The organism is Novosphingobium fuchskuhlense (assembly GCF_001519075.1).
GTDB lineage: Bacteria > Pseudomonadota > Alphaproteobacteria > Sphingomonadales > Sphingomonadaceae > Novosphingobium > Novosphingobium fuchskuhlense.
In genome coordinates, this window is the sequence record NZ_KQ954244.1 from 529,309 (window position 1) to 549,332 (window position 20,024).

At 67.3% G+C, this 20,024-nt stretch carries 18 protein-coding genes; 9 read left to right on the forward strand and 9 right to left on the reverse strand.

The window, feature by feature from the left end; translation table 11 throughout:
• Positions 1 to 15: 15 nt before the first annotated feature.
• Both AQZ52_RS02340 and AQZ52_RS02345 read left to right on the forward strand, forming a co-directional pair.
• Positions 16 to 801: a DsbA family protein gene (locus AQZ52_RS02340; protein WP_067906327.1), complete on the forward strand. Its 786-nt coding sequence runs from the start codon at positions 16 to 18 to the stop codon at positions 799 to 801.
• Positions 801 to 1,709 (forward strand): M48 family metalloprotease, encoded by a 909-nt coding sequence (locus tag AQZ52_RS02345; protein WP_067906328.1) that lies wholly within the window; start codon positions 801 to 803, stop codon positions 1,707 to 1,709. Before AQZ52_RS02340 ends, AQZ52_RS02345 begins: the two co-directional genes overlap by 1 nt.
• Here AQZ52_RS02345 and AQZ52_RS02350 read toward each other — a convergent pair.
• Positions 1,706 to 2,329, reverse strand: coding sequence for an HD domain-containing protein (locus AQZ52_RS02350; RefSeq protein WP_067906329.1), 624 nt, complete (start codon positions 2,327 to 2,329; stop codon positions 1,706 to 1,708). The two genes, AQZ52_RS02345 and AQZ52_RS02350, sit on opposite strands and share 4 nt — an antisense overlap.
• 95 nt (positions 2,330 to 2,424) lie before the next feature.
• Between AQZ52_RS02350 and AQZ52_RS02355 the strand changes: the two genes are divergently transcribed.
• The 5 genes from AQZ52_RS02355 to AQZ52_RS02375 all read left to right on the forward strand — a co-directional run bounded on the left by AQZ52_RS02355 (position 2,425) and on the right by AQZ52_RS02375 (position 6,479).
• The gene (locus AQZ52_RS02355) at positions 2,425 to 3,579 is read left to right on the forward strand and encodes a sensor histidine kinase (RefSeq protein ID WP_067906330.1); all 1,155 of its coding nucleotides are present in this window, start codon (positions 2,425 to 2,427) and stop codon (positions 3,577 to 3,579) included.
• A gap of 3 nt (positions 3,580 to 3,582) precedes the next feature.
• Complete coding sequence (locus AQZ52_RS02360; protein WP_067906331.1) at positions 3,583 to 4,380, forward strand: LytR/AlgR family response regulator transcription factor; 798 nt, start codon at positions 3,583 to 3,585, stop codon at positions 4,378 to 4,380.
• A 48-nt stretch (positions 4,381 to 4,428) separates the two neighbouring features.
• The gene (gene nadC / locus AQZ52_RS02365) at positions 4,429 to 5,292 is read left to right on the forward strand and encodes a carboxylating nicotinate-nucleotide diphosphorylase (RefSeq protein ID WP_067906332.1); all 864 of its coding nucleotides are present in this window, start codon (positions 4,429 to 4,431) and stop codon (positions 5,290 to 5,292) included.
• A gap of 69 nt (positions 5,293 to 5,361) precedes the next feature.
• A complete protein-coding gene (locus AQZ52_RS02370) occupies positions 5,362 to 5,784 on the forward strand; it encodes a hypothetical protein (RefSeq protein WP_067906333.1) in 423 nt (140 codons plus the stop codon).
• Positions 5,784 to 6,479, forward strand: coding sequence for a ribonuclease T2 (locus AQZ52_RS02375; RefSeq protein ID WP_082697508.1), 696 nt, complete (start codon positions 5,784 to 5,786; stop codon positions 6,477 to 6,479). The genes AQZ52_RS02370 and AQZ52_RS02375 overlap by 1 nt, the downstream gene beginning before the upstream one ends.
• On the opposite strand, the gene AQZ52_RS02380 is transcribed toward AQZ52_RS02375, so the two are convergent.
• Entirely contained in the window at positions 6,476 to 6,931 is a 456-nt protein-coding gene (locus tag AQZ52_RS02380; RefSeq protein ID WP_067906334.1) for a nucleoside deaminase, read from the reverse strand. The two genes, AQZ52_RS02375 and AQZ52_RS02380, sit on opposite strands and share 4 nt — an antisense overlap.
• A 125-nt stretch (positions 6,932 to 7,056) precedes the next feature.
• Here AQZ52_RS02380 and rpmB point away from each other — a divergent pair, with 125 nt between their 5' ends.
• Positions 7,057 to 7,341 carry a 50S ribosomal protein L28 gene (gene rpmB, locus AQZ52_RS02385; protein ID WP_067909259.1) on the forward strand — a complete coding sequence of 95 codons (285 nt, stop codon included), beginning with the start codon at positions 7,057 to 7,059 and terminating at the stop codon, positions 7,339 to 7,341.
• 23 nt (positions 7,342 to 7,364) lie between these two features.
• On the opposite strand, the gene AQZ52_RS02390 is transcribed toward rpmB, so the two are convergent.
• From AQZ52_RS02390 to AQZ52_RS02410, 5 genes are all read right to left on the reverse strand, one after another.
• Complete coding sequence (locus AQZ52_RS02390) at positions 7,365 to 8,399, reverse strand: esterase-like activity of phytase family protein (RefSeq protein ID WP_169793704.1); 1,035 nt, start codon at positions 8,397 to 8,399, stop codon at positions 7,365 to 7,367.
• Positions 8,400 to 8,433: 34 nt separating this feature from the next.
• Complete coding sequence (msrB, locus tag AQZ52_RS02395; protein WP_420806440.1) at positions 8,434 to 8,949, reverse strand: peptide-methionine (R)-S-oxide reductase MsrB; 516 nt, start codon at positions 8,947 to 8,949, stop codon at positions 8,434 to 8,436.
• Between the two features lie 181 nt (positions 8,950 to 9,130).
• Complete coding sequence (locus AQZ52_RS02400; RefSeq protein WP_067906336.1) at positions 9,131 to 10,465, reverse strand: cytochrome P450; 1,335 nt, start codon at positions 10,463 to 10,465, stop codon at positions 9,131 to 9,133.
• Positions 10,466 to 10,573: 108 nt separating this feature from the next.
• Positions 10,574 to 11,806 carry an ABC transporter permease gene (locus AQZ52_RS02405; protein ID WP_067906337.1) on the reverse strand — a complete coding sequence of 411 codons (1,233 nt, stop codon included), beginning with the start codon at positions 11,804 to 11,806 and terminating at the stop codon, positions 10,574 to 10,576.
• Positions 11,806 to 12,828 (reverse strand): ABC transporter ATP-binding protein, encoded by a 1,023-nt coding sequence (locus AQZ52_RS02410; RefSeq protein WP_240481414.1) that lies wholly within the window; start codon positions 12,826 to 12,828, stop codon positions 11,806 to 11,808. The genes AQZ52_RS02405 and AQZ52_RS02410 overlap by 1 nt, the downstream gene beginning before the upstream one ends.
• A 46-nt stretch (positions 12,829 to 12,874) precedes the next feature.
• Between AQZ52_RS02410 and queG the strand changes: the two genes are divergently transcribed.
• The gene (queG, locus tag AQZ52_RS02415; protein WP_067906338.1) at positions 12,875 to 13,942 is read left to right on the forward strand and encodes a tRNA epoxyqueuosine(34) reductase QueG; all 1,068 of its coding nucleotides are present in this window, start codon (positions 12,875 to 12,877) and stop codon (positions 13,940 to 13,942) included.
• On the opposite strand, the gene AQZ52_RS02420 is transcribed toward queG, so the two are convergent.
• Together AQZ52_RS02420 and AQZ52_RS02425 are read right to left on the reverse strand one after the other, a co-directional pair.
• Positions 13,926 to 15,164: an NAD(P)/FAD-dependent oxidoreductase gene (locus AQZ52_RS02420; protein ID WP_067906339.1), complete on the reverse strand. Its 1,239-nt coding sequence runs from the start codon at positions 15,162 to 15,164 to the stop codon at positions 13,926 to 13,928. The genes queG and AQZ52_RS02420 overlap by 17 nt on opposite strands.
• 90 nt (positions 15,165 to 15,254) lie before the next feature.
• The gene (locus AQZ52_RS02425) at positions 15,255 to 19,997 is read right to left on the reverse strand and encodes an NAD-glutamate dehydrogenase (protein WP_067906340.1); all 4,743 of its coding nucleotides are present in this window, start codon (positions 19,995 to 19,997) and stop codon (positions 15,255 to 15,257) included.
• Positions 19,998 to 20,024: the final 27 nt, after the last annotated feature.

Below are 20,024 nucleotides of genomic sequence, written 5' to 3' on the forward strand. Positions count from 1 at the left end.
TCAGGAGCATCATTCATGCGTTTCAGCCCGTTCCTCGCGCTTGCTCTGGTGATCGGCGCGGCCGGTGCCGCCGGCGGCTGGTGGGCGATGCATGGCCGCAGAGCCGAGGCGCCGCCGGCAGCGCAGGGCGCCAAGCTCGACAGCCAACTGGCCGAAGCGGGGATCGATACCCGCCAGCGCGGTGCGATCGAAGCGCTGGTGCGCGCCTATATCCTCGACCACCCCGAAATCCTGCCCGAGGCGATGGACAAGCTGCAGGCGCGCGAGGCTGAGGCCCGGCTCGCCCCCTTGCGCGGCGCGATCGAGACGCCGTTCCCCGGCGCCGTGCTCGGCAATCCGCAGGGCAAGGTCACGCTGGTCGAGTTCACCGACTTTTCCTGCACCTATTGCCGCAGCAGCGTGAAGGATGTCGAAGCGCTGGTGAAGGACAACCCCGATCTGCGCGTGGTGGTGCGAGAGCTGCCGATCATCGCGCCGGAAAGCGAGCCTGCCGCGCGCATGGGCCTCGCCGCAGCTGCGCAAGGCAAGTATGCCGCATTCCACAAGGCGATGTTCGCCGGCGAACGGCCGAGCAACACGAGCATCGCGGCAGCCGCCAACGCCGCCGGCGTGGACGGCGCCGCCGCGAGCGCCTTCGCCCAGCAAACGGGGGTTCGGCAGGAACTGGAGCGCAACCTCGGTCTCGCCCGCCAGCTCGGCATCAATGGCACGCCGGCCTGGAGCATTGGCGGCAAGCTGCTGACCGGCGCTGTGGGGCGCGAGGCGCTGCAACAGGCGGTCGACGCGGCCCGGAAGGGCTGATGCGCCGCCCGACGGCGTTCCTGGCGGCAGCGCTCGCCTGCGCACCGCCGTCCGCCGCGCAGCCCGTCGATGAACTCCAGCAGGCCGACGCGCTGGTCCAGACCATCGGCTGGCGCCTGAGCCATGCCAATGCCGCCTATTGCCCGCGCGGTGCGCCGGGAATCGGCCTGCTGCTGGGCGATGTACAGACGTTTGCCGATCCGGCGGTTGCCCGTGAGGCCTATGGGCTTACCGGCGACGTGGCCGTGGCGGCGGTTGCGGCGGGCAGCCCGGCGGACGCGGCGGGCCTCGCCGCCAATGCCGTGGTGACCGCCATCGATGGTATGGTGATCGGCCCGGCACCGCGGCGCGGCAGCTGGGCCCGCGTGTGGGCGCTGCAAACGCGCCTTGAGCAGGTGGCCGCGCGCGATGGCAAGGTTGCGCTCACGCTCGACGGCGGCCGCCTCGTGACGGTTGCAGCCGCGCCAACCTGCGCGGTGCGCTTCATCCTCGACGACGGGAAGGACAACGCCGGGGCCACCCGCAGCCAGGTGCGCATCGGGCGCGAGGCGCTTGCGCGGCTGGGCGGCGACGAGGCGATGATCGCGGCGGTGCTGGCACATGAACTGGCCCACGCCGCGCTGGATCATGAGACCCTGCTCGGCCCGGGCGCTCGCACGACGGCGGCGGTGCGCCGCACGGAGCGCGAGGCGGACCGGCTCTCGGTCTGGATCATGGCCAATGCGGGTTACGATCCGGCGGCGGCGCTGCGCATGATCCACCTGATCGGTCCGCGCGGCCTTCTCGTCATCCCCGGCGCCAGCCACGGCAGGGCCAGCACGCGCGAGCGGGAGATGGCTGATGAGATCACGGTCATGCGCGCCCAGCCCGATATAGACTGGGCACACAGATTCCGGCGCGAGCCTTAGGCTGTGGCGTCAGCCTTCACGGCAGTGGTTTCCATCGCCGAAATCGACGTTTCATTACGCGGCCGCGCCATCACACGGCGCACCATCGGCTCGAAGAAATCGAGCGGCAGCGTGTCGTAGTCGGGATCGAACGCGGCCTGGTCGTACTTGGCGCAGAATTCGGCGCAGGCGTCGAAATGGGGATTGTCGCGGTGCTTCTCGCGCACGTTCCGGTCGATGCCTAGGTAGTGGAAGTAGTAATAGCCCTGGAACGCGCCATGGTTGCGGCAGATCCAGTGCTCTTCCTCGCTCACGAAAGGCTGGAGGATCGCGGCGGCGATTTCGGGGTGGTTGTAGGACCCCAGCGTGTCGCCGATATCGTGGAGAAGCGCCATCACAACGTAGCTTTCCGGCCGGCCGTCGCGATGCGCGCGGGTCGCGGTCTGGAGGCTGTGCGTCAGGCGATCGATCGGAAAGCCGCCGAAATCGCCGTCGAGCAGCTTGAGGTGCGCCAGCACACGATCCGGCAGGCCGGCGGCAAACCCGACATAGTCGCGCGCGATGATCGCCCAGTCTTCCTGCGTGCCTTCCTCCATCGAGTGGAACTGCGCGCGCGCTTCGGAATCGCCGTGATGATCCATTGTTCTCTCCCTTTTGCGCCGGAGAGTAACCGCTTTGCGCGCCCAGGCAAAGCCTGCCTGTGGCGCGCGGCGCTCCAACACGTTACACGTGCCTCATGGCAATGAAGCTGCCGCTGCGCCCCACGCCGTTCTTCGGCAACAAGAACCGCGCCTTCTGGCGTTTGCAGATGCTCGGCTGGGGCGGCGCGATGCTGCTGCGCGCGCTCTCCAGCCTGGCGAATGCGCAACCCTGGTCGTTCCTCGTCATCGTGCTGATTGCCTCGATCACAGGCTTCTCGATCAGCCTCATCCTCTCGGTCATCTACCGCGCGCTGATCAACCGCACGCCGCTGATCACCTGGGGCATTACATCCGTGGTGCTCGCCATCGCCGTCGGGCTTTATGCCTTCATCGATTCGTGGGTCATCAGCCTCTACCGTTCGGGCGGCGATTCCGGCTTCGCGCAACTGTTCCTCGGTGTGTTCTACCTCGATCTCACGCTGCTCGGCGCGTGGTCGGCGCTCTATTACGCGATCAACTTCTATGTGCAGGTTGAAGAGCAGAACGACCAGCTGATGCGCCTCGAAGCGCAGGCGACCTCGGCACAGCTCGCCATGCTGCGCTACCAGCTCAACCCGCATTTCCTGTTCAACACGCTGAACTCGATCTCGACGCTGGTGCTCTTGAAGCAGACCGAACCCGCGAATGCGATGCTGAGCCGCCTCTCCTCATTCCTGCGCTATACGCTGATCAATGAACCGACGGGCCGCGTGACGGTGGCGCAGGAGGTGGAGACGCTGAAGCTCTACCTCGATATCGAGCGGATGCGCTTCGAGGAGCGGCTCGGCACCGAATTCCGCATCGACGAGGACGCCTCGCCCGCGCTGATGCCTTCGCTGCTGCTCCAACCGCTGGTGGAGAATGCAATCAAGTACGGGGTCAGCCCGCTCGAGGAAGGGGCCACGATCACCATCGCGGCGCAACTCGTCGGCCCGGTGCTGCGGGTCACCGTGTCCGACACCGGGCCGGGGTTGCAACCGGGCACCGACCCCTCGACATTGTTCGGTGTGACCAGTTCCCATTCGGACTCCACCCGGGTTGGCCTTGCCAATATCCGCGACCGGCTTGCCCAGGCTTATGGCGAGAACCAGCGGTTTGAAATCGGCGAGCGGCCGGGCGGTGGCTTCCAGGTGGTGATCGAATTGCCCTTCGAAGCACGGGAAGCACCCGCAGCCGTCCAGTCCGCCTCCCTCCCCGCACAGCAAAGGTAGCGCATGACCATTCGCACGATCCTCGTCGATGATGAGAAGCTCGCGATCCAGGGCCTCCAGCTGCGGCTGGAGGCCTTTCCCGATGTCGAGGTGATCGACACCTGCTCGAACGGGCGCGAGGCGATCCGCAAGATCAAGACCGAGAAGCCCGATCTGGTGTTCTGCGATATCCAGATGCCCGGCTTCGACGGATTCAGCGTGGTCAGCGGGGTGATCGAGATCGATCCGCCTCTGTTCGTTTTCGTGACGGCCTATTCCGAACACGCGATCCGCGCCTTCGAAGCCAATGCGGTTGACTATCTGCTGAAGCCCGTCGAACCCGCCCGCCTCGCCGATGCGCTCGACCGCGCGCGGACCCGCCTCGCCGAGAAGCGCGGACTGGAAGAGGCCGAGAAGCTCAAGACCGTGCTCGCCGAGGTCGCGCCCGACGCGATGGAGGCCATCCCCGACGACAGCGAACCGGCAGTCGGCCGGTTCGAGAAGCTGATCAACATCAAGGATCGCGGCCAGATCTTCCGTGTCGATGTCGACACGATCGAGCGGATCGAGGCGGCGGGCGACTACATGTGCATCTACACCGGTGACAATTCGCTGATCCTGCGCGAGACGATGAAGGACCTCGAGCGCCGGCTCGATCCGCGCGTGTTTCAGCGCGTCCACCGCTCGAAGATCGTCAACTTGGACCGCGTGCGGCAGGTCAAGCCCCACACCAACGGCGAATGCTTCCTCGTGCTCGACAGCGGCTCCGAGGTAAAAGTATCTCGCTCCTATCGCGATGTGGTGGCGCGCTTCGTGCATTGAACTGTCTGACGCTCGACAGCGGGACCAGCCGTAGCTAGTCCCGCCAACATGACCGATTTCTCCCTTCCCGGCTTCGACCTCGACGCCTTTGTAGCCGCCACGCTTGCCGAAGACCTCGGCCACGGCCTCCCGGGCGGCGGGCATGATGTGACGAGCGAGAGCGTGATCCCGGCGGCGGCGCGCTTTGCCGGTGTGATGGACAGCCGCGATGCGATCACCGTCTGCGGGCTGCCGATTGCCGCCGCGTTCTTCCGCGCGCTCGATCCGGCGATGGAGATCGAAGTGCTGGTTGCCGAAGGCGCACAGGTCGCGCCCGGATCGGCACTGATGCGGCTGACCGGCTCGGCACGGGCCATGCTCACCGCCGAGCGCAGCGCGCTCAACACCGTGCAGCACCTCTCGGGCGTCGCCACGCTCACGCGCCGCTATGTCGATGCGATGGGCGAGACCAAGGCGAAGCTCCTCGATACGCGCAAAACCATTCCCGGCCTGCGCCATCTCGAAAAGTATGCCGTGCGCACCGGCGGCGGGGTGAACCACCGCATGGGGCTGTGGGACGCGGCGATGATCAAGGACAATCACGTCCTCGTCGCGGGCGGTGTTGCCCAAGCCGTGCGCAGCGCGCTCGCCGCCGGTGTGCGCGAGGTGATCTGCGAGGTTGACCATATCGACCAGATCGAACCCGCGCTGGACGCCGGCGCCACCCGTCTGCTGCTCGACAACATGGGCCCGGACTTGCTGCGCGAGGCGGTCGCACGTGTCGCGGGCCGGGTTCCTTGCGAGGCTTCGGGCGGGGTGCGGCTCGAAACCATCGGCGCGATCGCCGCTGCGGGCGTGGACTACGTCTCGGTTGGCAGGCTCACGCAAAGCGCCCCCGCGGCCGATATCGGGCTCGATTTCACGCCACTTTGAACCCTGAGGGCGATTGCCCGGCTGTGCCGGCGTGATAGCTTCCCCCGCACGCAGCGAGGGGACCCCACCATGCGACCACTATCGATCACGCGATTCGAGCAGCTCTATCTCGGCAGCACGGCCATCGGGATGATCAATCTGATCGGAAGCTGGTCCCGGCTGACCGCTGCGGGTGGCCCGATGGTCATGCTCGGGCTGGCGATCGGGGTCGGTCTCGGCGGGCTGATGGTGCTGGCCTTCTGGTACCTGATTGCCCGACGCGCCAGCAATATCGCCAAGTGGGTGCTGGTTGTGCTGACCGTGCTCGGGCTGATCAGCACCGTGACCAGGGGCGGCCGTTTCGTGGAACTCGGGATGTTCTACACGGTCTTGCTCGTGCTCACCAACCTGACCCAGATCGTTGCCATCGCATTCCTGTTCCGCCGCGACGCCGCCGAATGGCTGCGCAGCCGGGGCCAGGTGGGCGTGATCGACGTGACGACCTTCAACTGATGCGCCTGCGTGCCCTCGCGGTCGCGGCGCTCGCTCTGCCTGCCCTGGCGCATGCCGAAGTGCCGCAGTGCCGCCTGCCGCCGCAGGTCTCCGCCCCGGCGCTGCCCACCCCGGATGGCCCGCGCCGGGTTCTGCCCATCGCAGGCTACACGCTCGCGCTCAGCTGGTCGCCGGAATACTGCCGCACACGGGCGCGCGATCCGGGCTCGGCGTTCCAATGCGGCGGCGAGCTCGGCCGCTTCGGCTTCATTCTCCACGGCCTCTGGCCCGAATCCTCGCCCGGAAACTGGCCGCAGTGGTGCGAAGCGCGGCCGGTGCCGGCCGAAACGGTACGGCGCAATCTCTGCATGACACCCTCGCCCGGCCTCATCGCGCACGAATGGGCCAAGCACGGGGCCTGCATGGCGCGCACACCGGAGGGCTATTTCAAGGCCGGCGCGGCCCTGCTGCGCTCGCTGCGGTTTCCCGACATGATCGCCCTCTCGCGCCGGCCCGGCCTCACCGCCGGAGATCTGCGCGGCGCGCTGCGCAAGGCAACGCCGTTCCTCCCCGCCGCCGCGATCCGGGTGACGGCAAACCCGCGCGGCTGGGTGGAGGAAGTGCATATCTGCTACGGCAGGGACTTCCTGCCCATGCCTTGCGCGAACCGGGGCGCGGCCGATGACGCGCCTGTGAAGATCTGGCGCGGGTCCTAGCGCCGTTCGCGGAAGAAGGTCCGCAGCAGGTCCGCCGCCTCGCCCTCGCCGATGCCGGAATAGACCTCCGGCCGGTGCAGGCACCCCGGCGCATCGAACACCTTGGCGCCGTGCTCCACCGCGCCGCCCTTGGGGTCGCTCGCGGCATAGTAGACCCTGTCCAGCCGGGCATGGACGATCGCGCCGGCGCACATCGCGCAGGGCTCCAGCGTGACCCACAAGTCACAGCCCGTCAGCCGCTCCTGCCCGAGCGCGGCGGCGGCGGCGCGAATCGCGAGGACCTCGGCGTGGGCGGTGGGATCATGATCCTCGCGCGGGGAATTGTGCGCGGCGGCAATCACCACGCCCTGCTTGACGATCACCGCCCCGATGGGCACTTCCCCCGCTGCGGCCGCGCATGCGGCGGCTTCCAGCGCCATGCGCATGGGTTCGGGAAGGGGCCAGCGGGTCATGTCCTGCGGGCTAGCGCGCCTTGGGGTTCGCTTGCAACGTGCGAATCCTTGACTTTGCCCCCCGGATCGGCAAGAGCGCGCCCTTCCCGATCCATGATCGTTCAAATCCAAGCGAGTTTTCAGCCATGTCGCGCATCTGCGAACTGACCGGTAAGGGCCGCCAGGTCGGCCACAACGTGAGCCACGCCAACAACAAGACCAAGCGTCTGTTCCTGCCCAACCTGCAGAACGTCACGCTTATGTCGGAAGCGCTTGATCGCAGCTTCAAGTTCCGCGTCTCGACCCACGGCCTGCGCTCGGTGGAGCACAACGGCGGTCTCGACAACTGGCTGCTCAAGGCTGCTGACACCAAGCTGAGCCCGCGCGCGCTCAAGGTGAAGCGCGAGCTGGTCAAGGCGACTGCCGCCTGAATACCCTGCCGGGCGGGCCTCACTCAGTGAGGGTGCCCCGCCCGCGCTGAACGGGCCGGAGCCGATTGCGGCTCCGGCCCGATTCGCAGCTTGAGCAGAAGCGTTCGCTGCGCCCAGACCATCTCGTTGCTGTCAGAGATCAGCCAGATAGCTTGGCTGCCGTCCTTTTCGCGCGTCACGGTCATCCCTTCATAGTTCTCGCGGATGCGCGGATCGTCGATACGGGCCAGAACCTGCGGCGTGATCACTGCGCCGGGATGGACATCCCGGGCTGCAAACCAGGCAATCACCGACCGGAAGCCGGTCAGGCCGAAATGGCGACCCAACACCAGCAGCCGGCCATCTGGCATCTGCGCCAACTCGCTGGGCCGATAGCCCGCCGGCATCACCAGTTCGAATCGCCCCGGAGACTCGCCAGGCCTCGGCGTACCCGGAAAGATCAGGCCAGGATGGCGTGTGCGCTCAAGCCAGCGCGAATAGGTCTCCCCCGCGATCACTGTGCGCCCATCGGCGAGGCGGGTCATGGCCTCTGGCCCCTGGTTCTCGGGCCATTGCGCCAGCGCGGGTAGGGGTATCGCCCTGCGCCGCGACAGATCGGGGCTGAACACCTCGAGCCCGCCCGCATCTTCGTAAGCTACGATCAGGTTTCCGCCCGGCAATTCGACAAAGACGGCTTCTGCATCGGTGTGGAAGCGATACTTGCGCCATGCGAGGTGGATCAGGTGATCCAGCCGCGTGGTCCAGGGACCCGGCTGATCGGGCCGCGCGAACCACAGGACGCCGCCGCGATCGCCCACCGCCACGAAGCCGGCGCGGGTCTGCGCCAGCCCGGAAAGCGTGCCGAGATCGCGGGCGCGCCCGGTGATCCGCCATGCCCCGACGAGTTGCGGCCCGCCAATGTCCGGCAGCGCGCCGCGCAAGGTCGGCATGAGGTCCTGCAGGGCAATCGGTGTATCCGACCTCGGAGCCGGTCTCGGCTCGCGCAGCCATGTCACCGGCACGAGCGCGAGGATCAGCAGGGCCAGTTTGAGCGCGCGCATCACGGCGGCGCTTGCCACAGAGGACCCAGCCTGACCAGCCGCAGCGCCGTCTTCAGGCGGGCACGAACTTCAGCGCATCGCCATTGATACAGTAGCGCTTGCCGGTGGGCGGCGGACCATCGTCGAACACATGGCCGAGATGGCCGCCGCAGCGCGTGCAATGGACCTCGGTACGGCTCATGCCGAACGAGGTGTCGGTCGAAGTGCCCACACCGCCCTTGATCGGCGCCCAGAAGCTGGGCCAGCCAGTGCCACTGTCGAACTTGGTGGAAGAGGCGAAGATCGGGTTGCCGTCCGCCGCACAGGTGAAGGTGCCCTTGCGGTGCTCTTTGAGCAGCGCGGACGTGAACGGGCGCTCCGTGCCTTCCTCGCGCAGGATGAAATATTGCGCGGGTGTGAGCAGCTTGCGCCACTCCGCTTCTGTGTGGCGCAAAGGAAAGGCGCCCTTGCGCGTGGCCGCAGCGGGCGCGCCGCAAGCCGCCGCTGTCATCGCGGCGGTGGCGGTAAGGAAGGCGAGGAAGTTGCGGCGGGAAGGTTTCATGGGCACCGGTTCGGCAAGAGCGCGCATGTGGTTACATTCCCTGTCTTGCCATGGAGATCAAGCCGACCATTCGAGCAGGAAGACGAGGCTGAAGGGGGGGAGCGTCCCGCCGTGGGCCGGGGAGGGGGCGGGGTAACCCACCGGCGGGACCCCCTTCTCCTAGCCCCGGCTAGATGAACCGAATCTGACCGAATCGGATAGGAACCGTTCAGCGCTTTTCCAGCACCACTTCCAGCTTGCGGAAGCCGTGGACGAAGTTGGCCCGCACGCGCTGCACATTGCCCGCAACACGCACCCGCATCTTGCGCTCGTGCATTTCCTCGAGCAGCACGCGCAGCTGCAATTCGGCAAGGCGCGCACCGACGCAGCGGTGAATGCCGTGGCCGAACGCCAGATGGCGGCGCGCATTGGGCCGGTCGACGATCAGCTTGTCCGGATTCTCGAACACGGTCTCGTCGCGGTTGGCCGACAAGTACCACATGATCACTTTGTCGCCGGCCTTGATCTGCTGGCCAAACAGCTCGTTGTCTGCCGTGCAGGTGCGGCGCATGTGGGCCAGCGGCGTCACGAAGCGCAGGCATTCTTGCACAGCGTTGGGGATCAGCGAGGGATCGCTTTCAAGCAACGCGCGCTGATCGGGGAACTGGTCGAGCGCATGGACGATGCCCGACATCGTGTTGCGCGTCGTATCGTTGCCGCCGACGATCAGCAGCACGAGATTCCCCATGAATTCAAGCGGGCTCATGGTCGCCATCGCGGGCGAGTGGATCATCATCGAGATGAGATCGGGGGTGGGCGCCTTGCCCATCCGCTCCATCCACAGCCCCTGGAAATAGCGGGCCATCTCGGAGAGGATTTCGAAGCGCTGGTCGGCAAGATCGGGCGCCAGCGTCAGTTCCACGTCGCCGGCCCAATCGGACCAGAAGGTCAGAAGGCGGCGGTCAGCCCAGGGGAAGCCGAACAGGATCGCCAGCATGCCGGTGGTGAGCTCGATCGAGACTTTGTCGACCCAATCGAACTTTTCGCCCCAGGGCAGGCTGTCGAGCACTTCGCCGGTGCGCTGCCGGATCTCGGCTTCCATGCGCGCGATTTCGGCGGGGGTAAACGCCGGGGCCACGGTGCGTCGCTGGCCGGTGTGCTGGGGCCGGTCCATCGCGATGAACATCGGCATCTGGCGCTCGGCCAGCTTGGCAGGATCGGTGCCTTCCGGCGGATCGCCGATGGTGATGCCGCCATGCTGCCACGAAGAAGAAAACAGCTCAGGCAGCGATTCGACGTGCTGGATCGCCTTGTGCGTGGTGACGTTCCAGAAGTCGCCGTAAGGCGTGCCGGTCACCTTGTTGATCGGAGCCTTGGCGCGCATCTCGGCGAAGATCGGGCCCCAGCGGTCCTCCACATAAATCGCAGAGGCGCTCACGTCCCAGGGCTGCGTGTGGTGCGGCGCAGCCTGCGGATTGGCAGCGAGCCATGCCTCGAATGCCTCGTTCGCGGTGGGCGCGGTGCGGTAGGTAAACGGGGCTTCGGGCGCGAGCTGGGTGGCCATGGCTATCCTTCCGATGCGGACGGCTCTTGGGCGGCCGCCCTGTCAGTCGGACAATACTATCCTTGCAACCTACATTGCTGTCAATAAGCGATTGCCTGCTCGAAGCGCTTATCGAGCGGTGGCCGCAACGGGACGGCGAAACCAGCCCCGACGCCCCCGCGCCGGGCCCGATTTCATCACCGTCCGGCGGAACAGCTGCGCCCCCACGCGGATGATCACGCCGACCCACACCGCCTGATAGACCAGCGCAACCAGATGCGGCCAGAGCACCGGCGATTGCGCCGCCTGCGCGAGCATCGCGAAGGGTGAACTCACCGGGAAGACCTGGCTTGCCGTCTCGATCCAGGTGCCGGGCCGCGCCAGCGCATAGCTCGCGAAGAAGAACACCATGAGCTGCATCATCGTGACCGGCATGGACAGCGTCTGCACTTCGCGCACCGTGGTCGCCATGCCGCCGATCGAGAGGAACAGCGAGCCAAGCAGGAGGTAAGCCATTGCAAAGTAGAGGAAGCCGAGCAGGCAGAACATCGGCCAGCCGACCGACGGGGTGGCTAGCAGCGGGATCGACTTCATGCCGGCGAGCATCAGCAGGCCATAGACCGAACCCCAGACCGCAATGCCGACAAGGCTGACCGCGAGCATGGCGAAGAGCTTGCCGAGGAACAGCGCGTCCATCGGGATCGAAGCGGCGAGCACCTCGATGATCTTGTTGGCCTTTTCCTCGACGAGGTTGGAGAGCACCATGCCCGCCAGCAGCATCGTCAGCAGGAATAGCAGAACCTGCCCGGCCTGCGCCGTCACCGCGAGATCGACGTGCTGCTTGGCCGCGGTGGTGGCGATCTTGTCCTCGATCACGTCTGGATAGGTGCGCGGCCCCGGCGCACCGGCCTCCGCTGCGATCAGTGCTAACTGGCCGCGCCATTGGTCGACGCGTTCGGAGGTGGCGGTGAGCACCGGCTTGTCCAGCGTTCCGGTCACCACTGCGGCAAGCTGCGGCGCGCCCTTCACGCCCTTGCTGGCGAGCACGGTGCGCGCATCGAACGTCTCGCCCGGGGCGAGCCGCGCGAGGACCGTGTATTCCGGCACGAAGCCAGCCATCCTGGGGGCAAGGCCGGCCCGCGCGGCCACCAGCAAATCGCCCTGGTGCGCCGGCATGGCAATGCCGACCACCGGCCGATCGATATCGCGTGAGACCTGCGAGCCGACCGCCGCCGCCATCGCACCGATGAACACCGGAAACAGCGGGCCGATCAGGAAAAAGATGAAGGTCTTCGAGAAGATCACCGCGCAGAAATCGCGGCGCGCGATCACCCAGGCGGCGGCAAGATGGTGGCGGAGCATCAGCGGCGACCCTTCTTTTCAGTGGCGCGTTCGGCTGCCTCCTGCGCGGATTCCTCCAGCGCGCGGGCAGCCGCTTCGCCGGCGATGGAAACGAACGCGTCGTGCAGGCCCGGCCGCTCGATCGAGAGGCTCAGGATACCGGCATCGCCTTCGATGAGCGCACGCAGCAGCGGCTCGACGCCGCTTTCGGGCAGGGTGAAGAACCAGAAGCGCCCCTCGTGGCGCGCATCGGCGGGAATGGCGGCGCGCCACGGCCCATCCTGCGCGCGGGTTTCGAGGCGGACCTGCGGACGCAGCCGATCGCGCGCGGCATCGACCGGGCCTGCGAACGGCACCTTGCCGCCCGCGATGATGGCGATCTGGTCGCACAGCCGCTCGGCATGGGCGATGACGTGGGTGGAGAAGATTACCGTCGTCCCGCGCTCCGCCAGGCTTCGGATCATCCGTTCGAGCTTGCCCTGGTTGAGCGCATCCAGCCCTGAAAACGGCTCGTCGAACACCACGAGATCGGGCTCGTGCACCAGCGTGCCGAGCAGCTGCACCTGCTGCGCCATGCCCTTCGAAAGCTGGCGTATCTGGCGATCAGCAGCATAGCCAAGCCCGTGCTGCTCCAGAAGGTCGCGGCCCCGCCGGCGGCCCTCCTTGAGCGGCACACCGCGCAGGGCGGCGAGGAATGCGATGGCTTCGCTGGCTTTCATCGCCGGATAGAGCCCGCGCTCCTCGGGCAGATAGCCGATGCGCCGCGCGACTTCGGTGGGCCGTTCATGCCCCAGCACGCGGCGATAGCCCGAATCGGGATCGATGATGCCAAGCAGCATGCGCAAGGTCGTCGTCTTGCCCGCGCCATTGGGGCCGAGAATGCCGTAGATCGAACCACGCGGCACCGAAATGTCCACCCCGTCGACAGCGGTGAAACCGTCGAAGCGCTTGACGAGGCCGCGCGCCTCGATTGCGAGCTCAGCAGAAGGAACGTTGTCCGACACGGGCGTCCCGGTAAAGGAGGCAAAGGGTTCGATCTTCATGCGAACCGCCGTTAACCGTAAGGCATGAACGATGGGCGCAGCAAGTATGGTTAACGGCGCGGAGACCACGCTGGAAGACCGGATCAGGGCCGAGGCGCACCGGCTCGGCTTTGCCGCCTGCGGGATTGCGCCCGCAGCAGATGACGCGCTGCGCGCCGCGCGGCTGGAGCAATGGCTTGCCGAAGGCAACCACGGCTCGATGGAGTGGATGGAGACCCGCCTCGAGCACCGCCGCGGCCCGCAATCGCTCTGGCCCGAGGCGAAGAGCGTGATCGCGCTTGGCATGAGCTATGCCCCCGCCGCCGATCCCATGGTGCTGGCCGAAGCGAAGGACCGGGCGCGCATCTCGGTCTATGCGCAAGGGGCGGATTATCACGACGTGGTGAAGCGCGCGCTGAAGGCCTTGGCGCGCTGGATCGTGGCAGACGTGCCGGGGGCCGAGGTCAAGGTTTTCGTCGATACCGCGCCGGTGATGGAAAAGCCGCTGGGCGAGGCGGCGGGGATCGGCTGGCAGGGCAAGCATACCAATCTCGTCAGCCGCGGCCACGGTTCATGGCTGTTCCTCGGCGCGATCTACACCACATTGGCGCTGGAGCCCGATGCGCCCCATGCCGATCGCTGCGGCAGCTGCACGGCCTGCCAGCGCGCCTGCCCGACGGACGCCTTCCCGGCACCCTACCGGCTCGATGCGCGGCGCTGCATTTCCTACCTCACGATCGAGCACAAGGGGCCAATCCCCGATGCGTTCCGGGCCGCGATGGGCAACCGCATCTATGGCTGTGACGATTGTCTTGCGGTCTGCCCGTGGAATCGCTTTGCCAGCACGGCAGCGACCAACAAGGCCTTCCTGCCGCGCGCCGAACTGGCCGCACCGCGTCTGGCGGAACTGCTGGTGCTGGATGATGCGGCGTTCCGCGCGCTCTTCGCCGGCTCGCCGATCAAGCGCATCGGGCGTGACAGGTTCGTGCGCAATTGCCTCTATGCTGCGGGTAACAGCGGCGATCCCGGCCTGCTGGCCCCGGTGCAGCGCCTGCTGGCCGATCCCGATCCCGCCGTGGCCGACGCGGCGAGCTGGGCGCTGGACCGCCTAGCAGAAGCTATGCCAGTTCCTTGAGCGGGGTGCCCGCATCGGCCAGCTTTTCGGGTGCGATCACGGCACCGGTCTCCACCAGCTTGCGGCCCTGCACATAGTCCTTGACCATGTTGACGCAATCGAGCGCGACGACCTTGCCCGCCTTGAGGTAGATCACCGAAAAACTGCGCGTGGCCGGATCACCGCGCGTGACGACGGCGTCATGCCCGGTCGAGAGGCCAACGGTCTGGAGTTTGAGGTCATACTGGTTCGACCAGAACCACGGCACCGCGTGGTAGCTGGCTTCCACGCCACAGATCGTCTTCGCCGCAACCGTCGCCATGTCATTGGCGTTCTGCACCGATTCGAGCCGGATTACCGCGCCATCCGCGAAGGCATTGGCGTGCGCGGCGCAATCGCCGATCGCATAGACATCGGGCAGCGAGGTGCGGCATTGGCTGTCGACCGTCACGCCATTTGCGCCTTCCGCGCCCGCCGCCCGGAGCGGCTCGACACACGGGATAATGCCGATGCCGACGATGACGAGATCGGCGGGCAGCACGGTACCGTCGGCGAGCTTCACGCCGCTCACCTTGCCGCCTTCACCAACCAGACAATCGACCATCACGCCGGTCCGCAGATCGACACCGTGGGCGCGATGATCGGCTTCGTAGAACGCCGACAATGCCTCACCCGCGACGCGCGCCAGCACGCGCGGCAGGGCTTCAAGCAACGTGACATGGCAATCGAGCTTGGTCAGCACGGCGGCCGCCTCCAGCCCGATATAGCCGCCGCCGATCACCACGGCGCGGCGCGCGCCGGCATCGAGTTCACCCATGAGCCGGTCGACATCCTCACGCGTGCGAACGGCGTGAACGCCGGCCAGATCGGCACCGGCGCAGGTCAGTTTGCGCGGATCGCCGCCTGCCGCCCAGATAAGGTGGCCGTAAGCGAGCTTGCGGCCATCGCCGAGCGTCGCGACGTGCGCAGCGGCATCGAGCGCGGTGACTTCGGTGCCGAGCAGCATGGTGACGGCCTTGTCCGCCCAGAACGCCTCGGGCCGGATCATGATGCGATCGAAGGTTTTGTCGCGCGCAAGGTATTCCTTGGAGAGCGGCGGGCGTTCGTAGGGCAGCTCGGGTTCGCGACCCACGACGAAAATCGTGCCGGCAAACCCGTTCTGCCGCAGCGCTATTCCGGCCTGTGCGCCGCCGTGGCCCGCACCGACGATCACCACGTCTACCGAAAGATCCGTCCCGCTCATGCCGCGCTCTCCTGTTGTCGGCGCGGATTTGGCGAAATTGCGCGCCGCGTCAACTGGCCGGAACGCAATTGTCCGCCCCGGCCGGGCAGATCAGCGCGCCAGCAAGGTCCGCGCCTGGCTCGCCAGCTGCGCCAGCATGGCCGGGGCGACGCCGCCTGCCCCTTGCGCGCGGCCCGTCAGCGCGCGGAAATTGCGCACCGGGGCAGCGTGCGCCTCGAGCCACTGCGCGACGGCGCCGCCCGGATCCTGCCCGGCAGCGCGGGCGAGGAAATCGAGCCGCATCTGCTGGAAATCACGCGCAAGGCCCGCAACGAGCAGACGCTCCCACGGATCGGACGGGTTCATCCTGCTGGCCGCCTGCTGCGCCCAATCGAGCCCGAGCGCCGCACCAAGCGCCGAGAATGCCACCGTCAGCGACGCCGGATCAATGGCCCGGGTGGCAGCGAGGTGAGCAAGGCCGATGGCCCCGTCCATATCGACGAGATGGGCGATGCGTTGCGCCACGTTGGGCGGCACCCCCTGATCGGTGAGTTCGGCCAGCAATCGCCGCGCCTGCACCTTGGCCTCGCCCTGCAGCAGTTCGCCGGTCGAGGCTGAGAGCTGCGAGACGCCTGAGGACAGCTTGCCGATGAGCGTGCCCGGCTCGAGCGAGCCGCGCCCTGCACGCAGGACATCGGCGATATGGCCGCGCAGCACCTCAGCAACGCGGGCATAGAGCGAGAGGCGCAGCTGTTCGGGCATAGCATCGCCGTCCGGACCATCGAGCAGCGCCCAGATACCCTTGAGATCGAGCAGCTGCGCCGCGACCACGAAAGCCGCCGCGACTTGCGCCAGGCTGACGCCCTCTTCCTCGACGAGTTCGAAAGGATGCACGGGGCCGAGATCGTTGACGATGCGGTTGGCGAGCTTGGTCGCGATCAGTTCGCGGCGCAGGCGGTGATGGCGGATATCCTCGGCGAATGCTTCCCGCATCTGCGGCGGGAACGCGGCGAAGAGATCGGCCTCCAGCACCGGATCATCGACCACCGGGCTCTCCTCCAGCGCGCGCTGAAGCACCAGCTTGGCGCTGGAGAGCAGCACCGCGAGTTCGGGCCGGGTGAAGCCATGGCCACCGGCCGCTCGGCGCAACATGTCCTCGCTGCTGGCGAGCCCCTCGGTCTTGCGGTCGAGGTCGCCGCCTTCCTCGAGCACATCGACCAGACGTGCATAGGCCGGTGCCGCGCCCGGCCCGCCGCGCTCGGCGATCGACAGCGCGAGGGCCTGCAGCCGGTTGTCCTCCAGCACAAGGCCAGAGACATCATCGGTCATCGCGGTGAGCAAGGCGACGCGGCCCGGCTCGTCGAGCCGCCCGGCACGCTTGGCCGAGGCGAGTGCGATCTTGATGTTGACCTCGTTGTCCGAGCAATCGACCCCGGCCGAGTTGTCGATGAAATCGGTGTTGATCCGCCCGCCGCGCCCGCTGGCGCCGATGAGCGAATATTCGATGCGCCCGGCCTGTGTGGTGCCGAGATTGGCGCCCTCTCCGATCACGCGCGCACGCACGTCCGCACCGTTGATACGCAGGGCGTCGTTGGCGGGATCGCCCACCGCGACGTTGTTTTCGGCGGAAGCCTTCACATAAGTGCCGATGCCGCCGAACCACAGGAGGTCGACCCGCGCCTTGAGGATCGCGGCGATCAGCGCTTCGGGATCGAGTTCAGCGGCCTCGACACCGAGCAATGCGCGGATCTCGTCCGAGAGCGGGATCAGCTTCATCGTCCGGGCGAACACGCCGCCGCCCTGCGAGATCAGCGTCTTGTCGTAATCATCCCAACTGGAGCGCGGCAGCGCGAACAGCCGCGCGCGCTCTGCCCAGCTGGCAGCCGGGTCGGGCGCGGGATCGAGGAAGATGTGCCGGTGATCGAACGCCGCCACCACCTTGAGTGCTTTCGAAAGCAGCATGCCGTTGCCGAACACATCGCCCGACATGTCTCCGCAGCCCGCGACCGTGATCGGCTGGGTCTGCACATCGACGCCCAGTTCCTTGAAGTGGCGCTGCACCGAAAGCCATGCGCCCTTCGCGGTGATGCCCATGGCCTTGTGGTCATAGCCCTTCGAACCGCCGCTCGCGAAGGCATCGTCGAGCCAGAAACCCTTGGCCTCGGCGATGGCATTGGCAATGTCGGAAAAGGTCGCGGTGCCCTTGTCCGCCGCGACGACGAAATAGGGGTCCTCGCCATCGCGGATGATCACGCTTTCGGGGTGGACCACCTGGCCGTCGACGATGTTGTCCGTCACCGAAAGCAGCGTACGGATGAACACTTCGTAGCTGGCGCGGCCCTCGGCCAACCAGGACTCGCGCGCGCGGACCGGATCGGGGAGCTGCTTGGGATAGAACCCGCCCTTGGCGCCGGTCGGCACGATCACCGCGTTCTTCACGCGCTGCGCCTTCATCAGGCCGAGCACTTCGGTGCGGAAGTCGTCGCGCCGGTCGGACCAGCGCAGACCGCCGCGCGCCACGGGTCCGGCGCGCAAGTGGATGCCCTCGACGCGCGGGGAATAGACGAAGATCTCGCGCCACGGCACCGGGCGCGGCAGGCCTGGCACCAGCGCCGAATCGATCTTGAATGCCAGCGCTTCGCCCGCCGCCGGGCTGAATGCATTGGTGCGCAGGATTGCCTCGGCGAGCGCACGGAACTGGCGCAGCAGGCGGTCGTCATTGATCGCGGCGACCCCGGCGAGTCCGGTGCGAATCTGCTCGGAAAAGCGCGCTTCGGCCTCGGTGCGGTCTTCGACAAAAGCGGGGTCATGCCGCGCGAGGAACAGGCCGATCAATCCGCGGGTCACCATGGGCGCGCTGCGCAGCGCCTCGACCGCGGTGGCAATCGAAAAGGTCATTCCGGCCTGGCGCAAGTAGCGATACCAGGCGCGCATCCAGTTCGCCCCGCGCGCGGTGAGCCCGGCGGTAACGATCAGGCGGTTGAACGCATCATCCTCCGCGCTGCCGTTGAGCACCGCCGCCAGCGATTCCTCTATCGCCTCCTGGCGCGCGAGCAGCGCTTCGCCCTCGATCCCTTCGGGGAGCGCGACGAGGAAATCATGAATGAAGCCGAGCCGCCCCTTGTCGAGCGCGGTCGGCACTTCCTCGAGCACGCGGAAGCCGAAGTTCTCGAGCACAGGCACTGCGTCGGACAGAACGATCGCGCCTTCGCGCTGATAGAGCTTGAGGCGCAGGCCTTCCTCACCCGGCAGGCGGTGGAGCCGCACCGCGCGGCGCGGGGCAACGGCCCCAGTCCCGCTTGGCGTCATCGCACGCAGCACACGGATATCGCCCGCCGCCTCGGCCGGCCCATAGGCGCTGCGGTAACCGATGGGAAAGGCATCGGCGTAGCGCGCGGCAATGGCGGCGGCGCGCGCCGGGTCCTCGCCCTTGGCAAGTTCGGCCTCCACGGCGGCACCCCAGCCGCGCACCATGGCCTGGAGCGCGGCATCGAGCGCGGCTTCATCGGGAAGAGCCGCACCATCGCGGATGTCGATCACGAAGCGCATTAGCGCAAGCGTACGGCCCTCGACCGAGAGGCTCCAATCGAGGATCGGCGCGTCGGTCGCTGCCACCAGCATGGCCTGCACACGCAGCCGCAGTTCGGTGGACTGCACATCGCGCGGCAGCCAAACGAAGGCGAACAGGTGGCGCGCAAGCGGCGCGGCGACAAGCGCGAGGCGGGGCCGCGGCCGGTCGATCAGCGTCATCATCGTTGTCGCGACGCGTTCGAGATCGGCTTCATCGAAGCTGATCAGGATATCGTGCGGCAGCGCGGTGAGCGCGTGCGCCAGCGCCTTGCCGGCATGGCCATTCGGGGCAAAACCAAACTTCACCATCAGTACATCGAGCTGGCTGCGCATGCGCGGGATGCGGTCGGGCGTCGCGGCAAGCGCAGCGCTGGTCCAGACGCCGGCATGGACCGACAGCGCGACGACCTTGCCGCCTTCGAGCACCGGCACGATGAACAGATCAAGCGGCACGCGCCGATGCACCAAAGCGATGCGGTTGGCCTTGATGATCAGCGGGGCGCGCGGGACCTCGGTGCCCCGTTCGCCCAGCCGATCAAACCACGCGAAGGCGCGGTCGTAGCTCGCTTTGGCGAGAAGCGGCGCATCGCTGGCCCGGCAAATGCCGAGCGCCTCGCCATGTGTGCCATCCCGATGCTGGACGACATGGCCAAGCTGGGTGAGCATCCCGTCCGCCAGCCAGCGCAGCAGCGCCGCGCCTTCCTGATCGGGGAGCGTGCGCGCGTCGTCCTGCATCGCGGCCTGCATCCTCGGCCAATCGGCCACGGCGGCGTGGACATCAGCCAGGGTGGCGCGCAACGCGGCATCGAGCGCGCGCCGCTCGCGCGCATCGACGCGCTCGGTCTCGAGATAGACCATCGATTCGCGGCGTTCACCCACCGCATCGCCTTCGGGCAGGCCGAGCAGATTGCCATCAGGATCGCGCCGCACCGCCACGACCGGATGCACCAACCGGTCAATCGCGAGCCCTTGCGCCGAGATCGCAGCCGCAATCGAATCGACGAGGAAGGGCATGTCGTCGTTGATCACCGCGATGCGCAGATAGCGCGAACCGCCGCCGGTGCCCGACTGGCCACCAACGCTCTCGATGGCGATCCCAACGTCCGCGCCGGTGCGCTTCGCCGCAGCCTTCAGGGTGAACCGGGCCGCCCCGGCGAGTCGCTCCGTCTCGAAATCCGCGGCCTCTGCGGGCAGCAGCGAGGCTGCAAAACGGGAAGCGAGCGCTGTCGCGAGTCCTTGGGCAAGAATCGCATCGGCGCCGGTTTCGGCGGACTTCGTGGCCATGGTCGCTCCTGCATCCCGGGGCTGTCA

What these genes read in the sequence shown, in the direction of transcription:
- AQZ52_RS02405 (WP_067906337.1), bottom strand. Translation starts at nt 11,806, where the DNA reads ATGCTCCGCCACCATCTTGCCGCCGCCTGGGTGATCGCGCGCCGCGAT.
- AQZ52_RS02425 (WP_067906340.1), bottom strand. Translation starts at nt 19,997, where the DNA reads ATGGCCACGAAGTCCGCCGAAACCGGCGCCGATGCGATTCTTGCCCAA.
- AQZ52_RS02360 (WP_067906331.1), top strand. Translation starts at nt 3,583, where the DNA reads ATGACCATTCGCACGATCCTCGTCGATGATGAGAAGCTCGCGATCCAG.
- queG (WP_067906338.1), top strand. Translation starts at nt 12,875, where the DNA reads ATGGTTAACGGCGCGGAGACCACGCTGGAAGACCGGATCAGGGCCGAG.
- AQZ52_RS02370 (WP_067906333.1), top strand. Translation starts at nt 5,362, where the DNA reads ATGCGACCACTATCGATCACGCGATTCGAGCAGCTCTATCTCGGCAGC.
- AQZ52_RS02340 (WP_067906327.1), top strand. Translation starts at nt 16, where the DNA reads ATGCGTTTCAGCCCGTTCCTCGCGCTTGCTCTGGTGATCGGCGCGGCC.
- AQZ52_RS02380 (WP_067906334.1), bottom strand. Translation starts at nt 6,931, where the DNA reads ATGACCCGCTGGCCCCTTCCCGAACCCATGCGCATGGCGCTGGAAGCC.
- AQZ52_RS02410 (WP_240481414.1), bottom strand. Translation starts at nt 12,828, where the DNA reads ATGAAGATCGAACCCTTTGCCTCCTTTACCGGGACGCCCGTGTCGGAC.
- AQZ52_RS02355 (WP_067906330.1), top strand. Translation starts at nt 2,425, where the DNA reads ATGGCAATGAAGCTGCCGCTGCGCCCCACGCCGTTCTTCGGCAACAAG.
- AQZ52_RS02400 (WP_067906336.1), bottom strand. Translation starts at nt 10,465, where the DNA reads ATGGCCACCCAGCTCGCGCCCGAAGCCCCGTTTACCTACCGCACCGCG.
- msrB (WP_420806440.1), bottom strand. Translation starts at nt 8,949, where the DNA reads ATGCGCGCTCTTGCCGAACCGGTGCCCATGAAACCTTCCCGCCGCAAC.
- AQZ52_RS02345 (WP_067906328.1), top strand. Translation starts at nt 801, where the DNA reads ATGCGCCGCCCGACGGCGTTCCTGGCGGCAGCGCTCGCCTGCGCACCG.
- AQZ52_RS02420 (WP_067906339.1), bottom strand. Translation starts at nt 15,164, where the DNA reads ATGAGCGGGACGGATCTTTCGGTAGACGTGGTGATCGTCGGTGCGGGC.
- rpmB (WP_067909259.1), top strand. Translation starts at nt 7,057, where the DNA reads ATGTCGCGCATCTGCGAACTGACCGGTAAGGGCCGCCAGGTCGGCCAC.
- AQZ52_RS02375 (WP_082697508.1), top strand. Translation starts at nt 5,784, where the DNA reads ATGCGCCTGCGTGCCCTCGCGGTCGCGGCGCTCGCTCTGCCTGCCCTG.
- nadC (WP_067906332.1), top strand. Translation starts at nt 4,429, where the DNA reads ATGACCGATTTCTCCCTTCCCGGCTTCGACCTCGACGCCTTTGTAGCC.
- AQZ52_RS02350 (WP_067906329.1), bottom strand. Translation starts at nt 2,329, where the DNA reads ATGGATCATCACGGCGATTCCGAAGCGCGCGCGCAGTTCCACTCGATG.